The sequence below is a fragment of the Salinivibrio sp. IB872 genome, assembly GCF_001995345.1.
In the GTDB taxonomy this organism is placed as follows: domain Bacteria; phylum Pseudomonadota; class Gammaproteobacteria; order Enterobacterales; family Vibrionaceae; genus Salinivibrio; species Salinivibrio proteolyticus.
Map to the genome: position 1 here is coordinate 1 of NZ_MUFO01000039.1, position 12,842 is coordinate 12,842.

Here is a 12,842-nt window from a genome sequence, read left to right on the forward strand (position 1 = left end):
CGTTAGTGGTGAGCTATCTAACGTTAGTGGTGAGCTATCTAAGAAAATGTGGCTTTAACATGGCGGATATAAGGCAAATACTGGCTTCTATCCGCCAATTTAGGCGTTGGTCGGTAACGACCACTCTCTAACAAAAAATATCGCGATCGCGGCCTACGGCCGCTTATCAAAAAGAACCCCGCCTAAAAAGGCGGGGTTCGTCAGCAATCTGACGCCACCTTGCGGTGGCGTTTGAAAGGAAAGGGCATTCACCTAGACTTTAAATTTTGACAGGTCTTGGTGCATGTCACGTGCTGCTTGCGCCATGCTTTCGCCTTGGTCCCCGGTTGCACTTGCTTGTTGGTGGATCTCGTAGGAGAGATCTTTCACCGCTTGGGTGTTCCGGTTGATATCGTCAGTCACCGCACGTTGCTCTTCTGCGGCGCTGGCAATTTGGATCGCCATTTCAGAAATCGTACTGATTGCTGTGGTGATCTGATTGAGTCGCTCGCTGGCCGCTTCTGCCCGCTCAACACTCGATGTCGCCATATTATTACTTTGCATCATGTCATCCACCGCACGTTGGGTGGTGTGCTGCAAGGTCTCAATCATGTTGCGAATTTCTTCGGTCGAGTCATGGGTGCGCTGGCTGAGCACTCGCACTTCATCGGCCACAACGGCAAATCCACGCCCTTGCTCACCCGCGCGTGCTGCTTCGATGGCGGCGTTCAATGCTAACAAATTGGTCTGTTCTGCGACACCTTGAATGGTCGCAATGATTTGGTTGATGCTCTGAGCATTTTCATCCAATTCACGAATGACATTGGTGGCCCGTTCTACTTGATCGGCCAATTGGGTGATCGCATTTCGGTTATCGCTTACCACACTTAACCCTTCTTGGCACGACTGTTCGGCTTGTTGGGCGGAGGTAGCGGTGTCTTCAGCGTGACTGGCCACTTCATTGGCGGTGGCGGACATCTCATGGATAGCGGTGGCAATCTGGTCAACATCATTTTGCTGCTTATCAACCAATTGGCTTGATTGCAGGGCATGCGTGCGACACTCTTCTGCGCTTTGCGACAGGGTCATGCTCTGATTAACCGCTTTACCGACCATTTGCTGAAGTTGGGCGAGAAAGGCGTTCATGTATTCGGCCAGTTCACCAATTTCGTCCTGACGAACAATATTAATGCGTTGGGTCAGATCGCCTTCACCCGCGGAAAGGGCATGGACGGCGCCGGTTAACTCGCTTAATGGCTTCAGGAGCTGTTTGATTAAGGCACCGGCAATAAAAGCGATCACGATAAAGAGGATCACGGAGGCGACCACCACAAAGGTGATTTGCTCCGATACGGAGGCATAGGCGTCGCTCTTATCTTCGACAATCCCCAAGGTCCAATCGGTATTCGGCACGTCAATGGCTGCGAGTAACTTGTCTTCACCCTTTAAATCAAAGGTCACCAGCTTTCCCTGACGACTGGCACTGTCTATAAACGCTGGCGTCAGTTCCGCATCGAGCTCGGTGAGAGGCTGTCGACTGAGTTCGGTATCACGGTAAGCCACAATACTGTTGCTGCCATCGACTAAAAACGCAAAGCCATTGCTGAGTTTAAGGTTTAGGACTTGATCGACAATATCGGTGACGGTCACGTCAGCGGCAATCACCCCTTGATAGCGGCCATTAAAGGATTTCGCTAAGCTGACCACCAGACTGCCATCAAAGTCTTGATAAGGCTCGGTAATAATCAGCTTGCTGCTTTGATTGGCGTTCTTATACCAAGGGCGAGTTCGAGGGTCGTAATCTGCAGGCCAATCCTCGCTTTTGTCGCCATATGCAATACGGCCATCACTGAACCCTGCATAGACAGACAAAAAGTGCCCAGCGCGCTTGGTGACGAGCAACTCACGGTCAACATTGGGTTGATTGGCAATCAAGGATTCATTGGCCAACAACATATCCGCACGGGTACTTAGCCAGCTATCGATGAACTGTGCAGTGGCATCGCCGACGTCTTGCATCTGTTTAGTGATGCTGCTGGTGGTTTCGTTTTGTAATTGTCGGACTGAAATGGTGGCAAGCACCGCACTGACCAAGGCGACGATCAAGGCGATGGCCACAATGATTTTCAGTTTTATGGTTGGTTTGGGCATAGACACATTTCCACATCTAAGAGATTAGACTGATTGTAAACGTGTCGTTTGCAGTAAAATCCGATCAGTTATGCAATTTGTGTCAGTGCGCAGTGAAAAGAGGTAGAGAGGTGTGGGATTTGTGATCTTACTGCCAGTGGATGGAGGAGGCAGCCTACGTGGATAGGCTGCCGTTTGGACTAGACTTTGAATTTGGACAAGTCGCCATGCATTTCTTGCGCGGCGTTGGCCATATATTCTCCTTGCTCACCGGTGTCGGTCGCTTTTTGATGGATCTCCAGTGACAAATCGCGCACGGCTTGGGTATTTCGGTTGATATCGTCGGTGACGGCCCGCTGTTCCTCTGCCGCACTGGCAATTTGTGCTGCCATTTCGGAAATATCTCCAATCGCACGGGTGATCTCGTTCAGTTTGTCACTGGCTGACGCAGCCCGTTCGACACTAGAGGTCGCCATTTCGTTACTTTGTGTCATACCATCTACCGCACGCTGTGTCGTACTTTGCAGCGTTTCAATCATGTTGCGGATCTCTTCGGTAGAGTCATGGGTACGCTGACTCAGCACGCGCACTTCATCGGCGACGACCGCAAAGCCTCGCCCTTGTTCACCGGCACGGGCGGCCTCAATCGCGGCGTTCAAGGCCAATAAGTTGGTTTGCTCGGCGATATCTTGAATGGTGGAGATAATTTGATTGATGCTTTGTGAGTTGGTGTCTAATTCGCGAATCACGTTGGTGGCTTGATCAACGTGTTCAGCCAGCTGGGTGATCGCCTTACGGTTATCTTCCACCACGGAGAGCCCATCACGGCAGGCACTTTCTGCATCTTGCGCGGAGCGTGCCGTCAGCTCGGCATGGCTAGCGACTTCATTCGCTGTAGTGGACATTTCGTGAATGGCGGTGGCAATTTGATCCACATCGCCTTGCTGCTGACCGACTAAGCCGCTTGATTGGTGCGCCAGTTCTCGACATTGCTCAGCACGCTCTGAAAGCGCCACACTTTGCGAGACGCTACGACCAATCATGGATTGCAGTTGTTCTAGAAAGGCGTTGACGTGGCCAGCCAGTTCACCAATCTCATCATGACGCACAATATCGAGGCGTTGAGTGAGATCACCGCTCCCTTTCGATAGTGAGCTGACCGCGTGCGTCAATTGGGTTAGCGGCGCCAACATGCGATGGATAAGCGCACCGGCAATCAGGGCAATGATGACAAACAGAATCACAGACGTGATGAGGGTCGAAATAATTTGTTCAGACACGGATGCAAAGGCAAGTTCCCTGTCTTGCACCACCCCTAAACTCCAGTTGGCCCCTTCGACATGAGTGACGGCGACCAGTTTTTCGCGACCATCACCATCAAAATCGATGGTCTGTAGTACATCGCTACTGCGCGCCTGTTGGATAAAAGCAGGCGTGAGTTCATCATCAACTTGGGTGAGAGGTTTATTACTGAGCGCTGTGTCACGGTAGGCGACAACGTTATTGTTGCTGTCTACGAGAAACGCGAAACCGTTATTCGGCATTTTGACGTTGAGCACTTCTTCAACAATGGCATTGACCGATAGATCGGCCGCTATCACACCTTGGTAACGGTCGTTAAAGGCTTTGGCAAAGCTGATGACCATCCCTGCGCCATTGGCATCCACATAGGGTGGTGTAATGATTAAGCCGTCCGCTGCGCTCGCTTGCTTATACCACGGGCGAGTCCGAGGGTCATAGTTAGCCGGCCAAGTTTCGGTTTTATCCCGAACGCTACCGAACCGTCAGAGAAACCGGCGTAAACGGTTAGGAAGTTGCCCTGCCGTTTGGTCAAGAGCAGTTCGCGATCCACATTGGGTTGGCTGGCAATGAGCGGCACATTGGCCAGTAGCATTTTACTGCGAATATCCAGCCATTCATCAATAAAGTTACTGGTGGATAAGGCGATATCGCGCATTTGAGCGGTGACATTTTGTTGTGTCTCGTCTTTTAGCTGGGTTACGGAAAACCAAGCTTGAACCGCACTAACTAAGGCCACGACCAAAGCAACAGCAAGTAATATTTTGGTCTTAATGGCGAATTTCATGAAACGTCCCTCGTACTACCACGTTTATGACTCTTTTATTGAGTATTTGCTTAATTGTAGAAAGCTTGAGTCAGGGGTGATAATAAATTTATAAAAAAATCCTTGTGCAAAGCGGCACTAGTGGCCGCTAACATGCACATTGTTCTAGTTATCATATTTTTAACACTGACAAAACAGAGGGCTGTTTGTTTTGGGGGCAACACAAACAACTCTTGCTGATATTGAGGTGTTACGCCTATGTTAGCGCGAGGACGGCTGCATAGACCAAGCCTAAGCCACTGATCCCAAGAATCGTGCCGACTTTGACCAAATCACGGCTGTCGATGAAGCCAGTGGAATACGCTAAAGAGTTAGGTGGGGTAGATACCGGTAGAATCATCCCTAATGAAGCGGAGAAAGCCACCACGACGAGCAATCCTTGCATGCCACCCACATTCACCAGTGATGGCATAGAAGCGGCGATGGCCGCTGCGATAGGCATCAATAAGTTGGCCGTCGCGGTATTCGACATAAAGTTTGCCATGAGCCAACAAATAATGGAGAGGGTGACCAATACTGTCATGGCCGTTAATACGCTGTAGTCCACGGCATGCGCTAATGCGGCAGCAAGGCCGGTTTCGTCTAGCGCAATGCCCATCGCAATCCCGCCGGCGACGAGCCAAAGGACATCCCAATTAATCAGTTTTAACTCGGCCTTGCCCATGATCCCTGTCAGGGTGAACAACGCGAGCGGGATCACCGCGACCACATAGGTATTCATGCCATGTAGGCTGGTGGTTAGCCACAGCGCAATGGTCAGCGCAAAGGTGGCATAGACGGTGTACGCTTGCCAGCCTCGTAGAAATTTGCCTTCCAGTGCCAGTGTGATTTCGGTTTGTGGACTGCGGAATAAGCGCTGTAGTAACCACCATGCAAACGCCAACTGGATCACCACAAAGGGTAGACCCATTTGCATCCATCCCAGAAATGAGATGCTGTATTCGCCGGTGAGATATTGTAGCGCAATGGCGTTGGGCGGCGTTCCGATTGGCGTTGCGATCCCACCGGTATTGGCGGCCACCGGAATACACAAAACCAAGGCTTTAATCGCAGGATCGCCTTTCGGGAGTACACTCAAAATCGGTGCCAGTAGCGCCAGCATCATCACCGTGGTGGCGGTATTGGACATGAACATCGAGAACACCGCGGTGATAAGCATCAAACCCAGCATGATAAATTTGGGATGCTTGCCAAAGGGTTTAAGTAATACGCGGGCAAGGTTGATATCTAACTCATATTTGGAAGCAGCAATAGCCAGCGAGAATCCGCCCATAAACAGAATAATGATGGGGGAAGAAAAGGCGCTGAGAATATCGGTATAAGGGATCAATTCGCCTCGCGGATGATGCGCAGTTTCGCCGCGAAACCAGTGTAAGCCTTTATCGGAGATCATCACCAATTGCAGGGTAATGATCAGCAAAGAGGTTGAAAATACTGGCACAGGTTCAAGAACCCACAGCAAGGCCGCCATCAGGAAGATCGCCAATAAACGGTGTTGAATCAAAGTGAGGTTGGCGATAGGTAACCAGTCGGTTGGGAGTAGGAGCAGCAACAATGGCAGCCCGAGCGAGACAAGTAACTTAGTAAAACGAGCATTGACCACAAATACGCCTCATAAGGGTTGATGTTGTGAGTGCGGGCTGACCATGCGCCAGCACGCCGATGCATCACAGGTGTATTGATGGGATCAATGATACGGATTTAAGAAGGAATTAACGGGAAAAATCTCCGAATTTGGCGACAAAAAAGGGGCATAAATGCCCCTTATCTCACAATTTTCAGCTGTTATGCCTGACGGTGCGCGTAAGGCTGTCCCATTTGTGTTGGGGTGCCGGGGGCGACGTCATCGTGAAAACGGATTGCTCCTGCTGGGAACAGGTTAATCACGGTTGAGCCGAGTTTAAATAGACCCATTTCATCACCCTGAGCAAAGCGGATAGCTTGTTCGCCTTCTGTCGGGTATTCCCAACGGCGAATGCTGCCACCGGTTGGCGGAGTGACTGTACCCGCCCATGTGGTGGCAATACTGCCTACAATGGTTGCGCCCACCAAAACTTGCACCATAGGCCCAAATTCAGTCTCAAATACGCACACTACACGCTCGTTACGGGCAAACAAGTTCGGCACGTTCTCTGCCGTTAGTGGATTGACGGAAAACAAATCGCCGGGGATGTAGACCATTTCACGCAACACGGCATCACATGGCATGTGCACACGGTGATAGTCACGCGGTGACAAGTAAAGGGTGGCAAAGTGACCCTCTTTAAACTGGTCGGCAAGGGCGTGATCGCCACCGACGAGTTCAGTGACATCAAACGAGTGGCCTTTGGCTTGGATAATACGTCCTTGCTCAATCAATCCGGCTTGACTGACGCACGCATCGGCGGGATAGACCAACGTCTCTGTATCGCCATCAATGGGGCGTAACGCGGGCTTGAGCTCTCGCACGAAAAAGTCGTTAAAGGTGCGATAGTAGGCAGGATCACTGACTTTGGCCTCACTCATATCGACCTGATATTGCTTGATAAACCATTTGATCACAGCAGTGGTCAACCATCCACCTTTAAGGCTGGCTAGTTTCCCCATCATTCGGGTAAGGGCATGTTTCGGCGCTATATATTGCAGGCCGACTTTCAAATCGTCTCGCACGGTTATGTCCTGAATGGTTAAAGAGTGTTTACACGCCTTGCAGCGGCTAAGCCGCGCAGTGTAGCCAATCCGATGACGAAGTGACAGAGGCGCGTTGTTGGATCAGTTTTGCTTGTTACGTGAAAACTGACGGTTGTCTTTGGCTTCTTTCATGCTCTCGATAATGCGGTGATAGCTATCAAACCGCTCGACGCTGATATGGCCATCTTCCACGGCTTGTCTCAACAAGCAACCTGGATCATCGCCGTGCTTACAATCACGGAATTTACAGCCACCCAGATAGTCACGAAATTCGACAAAGCCTTGTGCGATTTGTTCCGGCTCTAAATGCCACAAACCAAATTCTCGTACGCCAGGGGAGTCAATAAGATCGCCCCCTTGGTCAAAATGATACAAACGCGCGGCGGTGGTGGTATGTTGGCCCAACCCTGAGTTTTCAGAGACGTCTCCAATTTGCGCATCCACATCCGGCAGTAGCGTATTGACCAAGCTTGATTTTCCCACGCCGGATTGGCCGACAAAGACACTCACATGTTGATCGAGATGGCGTTCTAGCGCCTCCATCCCTTCGCCAGTATCGGCACTCACCAACACGATGGGATAGCCAATATCGCGATAGATGTCGAGTAATTCGTCCACCATTTCACGCCCCTCGCTATCTAGCAAATCGACCTTGTTGATGACGATCAGAGGACGAATATTCAAGACTTCGCAGGCAATCAAATAACGATCAACAATATTCAGTGATAACTCGGGCAAAATCGCGGCCACGATGATCACTTGATCGATGTTAGCGGCAACGGGTTTTACGCCATCATAGTAGTCGGGACGAGTCAGAACCGATTGGCGTTCATGCACTGCCTCGACAACGCCGGCAATGCCATGCAGGGTTTCTTTTCCCGGACGCCAAACCACACGGTCGCCAGTTACCAAGCTTTGCACGGTACGACGCAGATTGCAGCGATGGATGATCCAAGTTTGCGGATCCTCGATATCAGCGTGTTGGCCAAATCGCGTGATCACACGTCCCTCGCGTGCATTTTCTAGCAGCGCGTCATCCCATTGCACATCATTATCTTGCTGTTTGATCCGACGTTGTTGGTTGGATCGCACGCGCCGTAGTTGGCCTTTGGTAAGCTTTTTCTTTTTTGCCACGATGACTCTTATCGGTTAAGTTGGCTTTCATATCAAGCACAGTATGATACATGGTTTACGCATAAAAAAGGCAAGTTCAATGGCGTTCAGTGAAAACAATTTAATCTGGATTGATCTGGAAATGACTGGATTAGATCCTGACACCCACAAGATCATTGAGATCGCGACAATTGTCACCGATGCACAGCTCAATGTGTTGGCAGAAGGGCCGGTATTAGCGATTTCTCAGCCACAAAGCGAACTGGACAAAATGGATGACTGGTGTACCCGCACCCATACTCAATCGGGATTGGTGGCGCGCGTCGAGCAAAGCACCATTAGTGAGCAAGATGCCATCGATCAAACCCTCGCCTTTTTATCACAGTGGGTACCAGAAGGCGCTTCACCGATTTGTGGTAACAGCGTGGGGCAAGATCGACGCTTTCTGTCTCGTCACATGCCAGCACTAGAGCGCTATTTCCACTATCGCACCGTGGATGTCAGTACCTTGAAGGAATTAGTCCGACGCTGGAAGCCTGAGATATTGAATGACTTTTCGAAGCAGGGAACGCACTTAGCGCTTGACGATATCCGTGAATCAATTGCAGAATTGCAGTTCTATCGCGAAAGGATCCTGACGATCTGATTTTATTTTCATCGATCTGGTGTTCTTTTGAGCGATCAAAAGAAAAAACCAAAATTTTGCTCGTCAGCACTTGCAACCCGGTTTTTTCTTCGTATAATTCGCAGCCCTAACGACGTGAAACGTCTGTTGAAAGCGACATTAGCTCAGCTGGTAGAGCGCAACCTTGCCAAGGTTGAGGTCACGAGTTCGAACCTCGTATGTCGCTCCAAATTAATGTTCGATCTGATGTGGATCAGGTCGATCTAAGCGACACTAGCTCAGCTGGTAGAGCGCAACCTTGCCAAGGTTGAGGTCACGAGTTCGAACCTCGTGTGTCGCTCCAATTTAAAATTCGATGTAACGCATCGGCAATGCGACATTAGCTCAGCTGGTAGAGCGCAACCTTGCCAAGGTTGAGGTCACGAGTTCGAACCTCGTATGTCGCTCCAAATTACAACTCGGTATAAGCGACACTAGCTCAGCTGGTAGAGCGCAACCTTGCCAAGGTTGAGGTCACGAGTTCGAACCTCGTGTGTCGCTCCAATCACTTGGTTAAACACCAGTGCAACGTTTTTTTATAACGTTCTCTTTAATGCTGTGAAGCATCATTCCTGATTTTTCGCTAACTTTTTCGTCAAACCTTTCTCAAGGCGGCGTGATAGCGCGGTTTCGTCAGTTATTGCACAGAGTTATCCACATATCTATGCTTGTGGATAAACTGGTTGATGAATTCTTGCCGGCGAGAGGGGGTGGTGAGATATTGATCAAGTGCCTTGTGTTTGTAGTACGGTGCTAATCGACACATTTAAAGCGCAAAACCTTGATTTTAAGTGGTTTTTTATCTTTTTCTTCCAGTTTACTTAACGCTTTTCCACAATCTTATTCACTTCCGTGATCTTGCTCGCTTAATGCACCATCAATGTGTTTAACTATCAAGAAGTGCACCAAAACGGCGCTTACTTATGGACTTTTCCACATTGTGTGAATAGCGTCATCTTTCCGTGATAAGCCGCCGGTTAGGCGTCTCTAGGCAGGCCTTTTTCGATAATGCGCACCAGCCGTTTGGTGCCAGTGGGTAAAAGCTGCACATTTATTTGTAGTCGCTTTTTCTCTTGTTCGCCAAGTGCCCACTGAATATGTTCATCGACTAAGGCATCTTCACCGAGTCGTGCAGACAGGCTGTTGACGATATCTTCATCATAGGGGGCATTCCCCATCGCGATCGCGAGGTTACGCCGCCATTTACGTATGCCAATCCGTCGAATCGCTGATCCTTGGGTCAGGGATAAAAACGTGTCTTCATCCCAGTTAAAAAGGGTCGTGAGTGGCTGCTGCTCAAGGCTTGGGCGGCAATAAAAATCGGCCTCTAGGGTTAATTCTGCATCGCGGTTAAATGGACACACCAGTTGGCAGTCATCGCAGCCATAAATACGGTTACCGATAGCATGACGAAACTCGAGTGGGATCACGCCATCGTACTCAATCGTGAGATAAGAGATGCAGCGACGTGCATCGACCACGCCTTCGGCGACGATCGCTTGGGTTGGGCAGCTGGTCATACAGGCTACACATTTACCGCACTGGTTTTCGACCGGAGTATCGACCGGCAAAGGAAGATCGACCAATAACTCGCCGAGAAAGAACCAAGACCCTGTCTCTTTGTTGAGGATCAGCGAGTGCTTGCCTGTCCAGCCTAGGCCGGCTTTTTCCGCGAGCGGGCGTTCTAAAACAGGGGCAGAGTCGACAAAAGGACGATATCCGTATGGGCCTACTTCAGCCTCAATCTGCTGGCCCAACTTTTTGAGGCGGTTTCGGATCAGTTTGTGATAATCCCGCCCCAACGAATAGCGACTCACATACCCCAGCGTTGGATTGGCTAATGTGGTGGCAAAGCCCGCGTTAGGCGGCAAGTAGTTCATCCTTACACTGATCACGCGTACGGTGCCGGGCACCAACTCTTGTGGACGCGCGCGCATCATGCCGTGACGCGCCATCCAATCCATCTCACCGTGATATCCCAGATCTAACCAACGCTGCAGTTGCGCTTCATGTTGCGTAAGATCAACATCCGTGATCCCCACATGCTGGAAGCCTAGCGCTTGTCCCCATTGCTTGATACGTTGGGCTAATTGGTTGAAATCAATTGAAGCATCGGGCGTGGGGTGCGACATAGCGAGAAATCCTGGGCCGTGAAGTGGTGCAAGCACAATGAATGGAGGCATTCGATGGCAGCAAGTTTACCACAGAGTTTTTATCGTGCAGAGCAAGTCCGTGAAGGTGAGATTGCCGTGGCGAAGGCCCTTGAGATCCCGATGTACCAGTTAATGCTCCGCGCCGGACAAGCCGTTTTTGACACGTTAGCGCAGCGTTATCCGAATGCCGCACGGATATTGATTGTGTGTGGGGTGGGCAATAATGCGGGCGATGGTTATGTGATTGCTCGGCTGGCTAAGTCGTCGGGATTGAACGTTACCGTGTGGGCGTTAGGCGATCCAGAGCGGCTGACCGGGGATGCGGCCACTGCGTTTCAGGAGTGGCGGGATTGCGGGGGCACCAATGTCTCCAGCGCACCGACCATGCAACAATTTGATGTGATTGTGGATGCGATCCTCGGCACAGGTCTCTCTCGTGCGGTGACGGGGGATTATGCCGAAGCGATCTCGCGCATCAATCAAAGCCAAGTGCCTGTGATTGCCGTCGATATTCCCTCGGGGCTGTGCGCAGACAGTGGCTGTGTCAAAGGGTGTGCAATCAATGCGACCATTACGGTGACGCTGATCGCGCTAAAACAAGGGTTAGTGACCGGTAAAGCGATGTCACACCGAGGCGAGCTCGTTTTTGCAGGGTTGAATGTTGCCACCGCCTTTGGTCGTCAGACACAAGCTGCCGGCTGGCTGATGAGTGATGATCTTTGCCAACGGTATCTTCCCAAACGTGATCGCACTGCGCACAAAGGCCAGTTCGGTCGGGTGCTTTGTTTGGGCGGCGATCATGGTATGGCCGGTGCGGTGACGTTGTCAGCACAGGCAGCATTGCGGACGGGAGCGGGGTTAGTCAAAGTCGTGACCCAAGCGGATCACACTCTGATGTTGGTGACACGTCAACCCGAATTAATGACCCAAGGTTGGGCTCCTGGGCAGTCACTGAGTGAGGCACTGGAATGGGCGACAAACTTGGTGATTGGCCCGGGGCTTGGCAGCAGTGCGTGGTCTGACGCGCTGTGGAAAATCGCGGTTGGAGCGCGTGGTACTAAAGTGATTGATGCCGATGGACTCAATAAACTCGCCCGCCATCCGCAACAGCGAGACGACTGGGTATTAACCCCCCACCCGGGAGAAGCTGCGCGTTTATTGGGCTGTGAAGTGGCGGATGTGGAACTCGATCGCTTCGCCGCCGTCAAAGCTATCCAGACACGCTACGGCGGGGTAGTAGTACTTAAAGGCGCAGGCACGATCGTATATGATGGCACAGATTATGCTGTAGCCAATGTGGGGAATCCGGGCATGGCATCTGGCGGCATGGGCGATGTGTTATCTGGCGTTATTGGTAGCTTTATCGCTCAAGGCGTTGATTTATTTCATGCAGCGGCCATGGGCTGCTATCTTCATGGTAAAGCCGGTGACCAAGCGGCACTTGCCGGTGAACGTGGTTTGCTTGCCAGTGATTTATTACCCGAGTTACAGCGATTGATCGATTAATAAAGCCAACAGACGAGACGCAGTAGTAGCATGACCCAAACTTTTCATACCCAGTTGGCAGACGCCGACAGTACTGTTGCCCTTGGGGCAGCGTTGGCCCGTGCTTGTACGCAAAGCACAACCTGTTATTTACATGGCGATCTGGGCGCAGGAAAAACGACGTTTTGTCGCGGATTTGTTCAAGCAATGGGTCATACGGGTAACGTCAAAAGTCCGACGTATACCTTGGTCGAGCCTTACCAGCTCCCGCCTTGGCAGGTTTATCACTTTGACCTGTACCGCTTGGCAGACCCAGAAGAGTTGGAATTTATGGGGATTCGGGATTATTTCAATGAACAGGCACTGTGCCTGATTGAATGGCCGGAAAAAGGGCTGGGCTGGTTACCTCATGCTGATCTTGATATCACTTTGCAGTATGACGGCGAGCAACGCACGGTGGCGCTGACCGCAAACACCGAAGTCGGTGTGTCGGTTATCAATCGCTTAGAATGGGATGACTAGC

At 50.9% G+C, this 12,842-nt stretch carries 8 protein-coding genes, 4 tRNA genes and 1 pseudogene; 7 read left to right on the forward strand and 6 right to left on the reverse strand.

The genetic code is table 11. The features are described 5' to 3' along the window. Positions 1–252: 252 nt before the first annotated feature. From BZJ18_RS13680 to rsgA, 5 genes and pseudogenes are all read right to left on the reverse strand, one after another. On the reverse strand, positions 253–2,130 hold the full coding sequence (locus tag BZJ18_RS13680) for a methyl-accepting chemotaxis protein (protein ID WP_077457567.1): 1,878 nt from the start codon (positions 2,128–2,130) through the stop codon (positions 253–255). Between the two features lie 179 nt (positions 2,131–2,309). After that, positions 2,310–4,195, reverse strand: a pseudogene (locus BZJ18_RS13685) (methyl-accepting chemotaxis protein). Positions 4,196–4,430: 235 nt separating this feature from the next. Further along, positions 4,431–5,837, reverse strand: coding sequence for an SLC13 family permease (locus BZJ18_RS13690; protein WP_077457569.1), 1,407 nt, complete (start codon positions 5,835–5,837; stop codon positions 4,431–4,433). A gap of 182 nt (positions 5,838–6,019) precedes the next feature. Further along, positions 6,020–6,883 carry an archaetidylserine decarboxylase gene (gene asd / locus BZJ18_RS13695; RefSeq protein ID WP_077457571.1) on the reverse strand — a complete coding sequence of 288 codons (864 nt, stop codon included), beginning with the start codon at positions 6,881–6,883 and terminating at the stop codon, positions 6,020–6,022. 102 nt (positions 6,884–6,985) lie between these two features. Beyond that, positions 6,986–8,038, reverse strand: coding sequence for a small ribosomal subunit biogenesis GTPase RsgA (rsgA, locus tag BZJ18_RS13700; RefSeq protein WP_077457573.1), 1,053 nt, complete (start codon positions 8,036–8,038; stop codon positions 6,986–6,988). Between the two features lie 79 nt (positions 8,039–8,117). Here rsgA and orn point away from each other — a divergent pair, with 79 nt between their 5' ends. The 5 genes from orn (at position 8,118) to BZJ18_RS13725 (ending at position 9,185) form a co-directional block, all read left to right on the forward strand. Continuing rightward, the gene (gene orn / locus BZJ18_RS13705) at positions 8,118–8,663 is read left to right on the forward strand and encodes an oligoribonuclease (RefSeq protein ID WP_077457575.1); all 546 of its coding nucleotides are present in this window, start codon (positions 8,118–8,120) and stop codon (positions 8,661–8,663) included. A gap of 132 nt (positions 8,664–8,795) precedes the next feature. Further along, a tRNA-Gly gene (locus BZJ18_RS13710) sits at positions 8,796–8,871 on the forward strand. 38 nt (positions 8,872–8,909) lie between these two features. Beyond that, positions 8,910–8,985 (forward strand) — tRNA-Gly (locus BZJ18_RS13715). A gap of 30 nt (positions 8,986–9,015) precedes the next feature. Beyond that, positions 9,016–9,091: transfer RNA gene (locus BZJ18_RS13720), tRNA-Gly, on the forward strand. An 18-nt stretch (positions 9,092–9,109) separates the two neighbouring features. Next, positions 9,110–9,185 (forward strand) — tRNA-Gly (locus BZJ18_RS13725). A 473-nt stretch (positions 9,186–9,658) separates the two neighbouring features. Here BZJ18_RS13725 and queG read toward each other — a convergent pair. Then, entirely contained in the window at positions 9,659–10,786 is a 1,128-nt protein-coding gene (gene queG / locus BZJ18_RS13730) for a tRNA epoxyqueuosine(34) reductase QueG (protein ID WP_158011290.1), read from the reverse strand. Positions 10,787–10,867: 81 nt separating this feature from the next. On the opposite strand from queG, the gene BZJ18_RS13735 reads away from it, so the two are divergent. Together BZJ18_RS13735 and tsaE are read left to right on the forward strand one after the other, a co-directional pair. Then, positions 10,868–12,340 carry a bifunctional ADP-dependent NAD(P)H-hydrate dehydratase/NAD(P)H-hydrate epimerase gene (locus BZJ18_RS13735; protein WP_077457579.1) on the forward strand — a complete coding sequence of 491 codons (1,473 nt, stop codon included), beginning with the start codon at positions 10,868–10,870 and terminating at the stop codon, positions 12,338–12,340. A 30-nt stretch (positions 12,341–12,370) separates the two neighbouring features. Beyond that, positions 12,371–12,841 (forward strand): tRNA (adenosine(37)-N6)-threonylcarbamoyltransferase complex ATPase subunit type 1 TsaE, encoded by a 471-nt coding sequence (gene tsaE / locus BZJ18_RS13740; RefSeq protein WP_077457581.1) that lies wholly within the window; start codon positions 12,371–12,373, stop codon positions 12,839–12,841. The last annotated feature ends 1 nt before the right edge of the window (position 12,842 follow it).

What these genes read in the sequence shown, in the direction of transcription:
- BZJ18_RS13735 (WP_077457579.1), top strand. Translation starts at nt 10,868, where the DNA reads ATGGCAGCAAGTTTACCACAGAGTTTTTATCGTGCAGAGCAAGTCCGT.
- BZJ18_RS13680 (WP_077457567.1), bottom strand. Translation starts at nt 2,130, where the DNA reads ATGCCCAAACCAACCATAAAACTGAAAATCATTGTGGCCATCGCCTTG.
- orn (WP_077457575.1), top strand. Translation starts at nt 8,118, where the DNA reads ATGGCGTTCAGTGAAAACAATTTAATCTGGATTGATCTGGAAATGACT.
- tsaE (WP_077457581.1), top strand. Translation starts at nt 12,371, where the DNA reads ATGACCCAAACTTTTCATACCCAGTTGGCAGACGCCGACAGTACTGTT.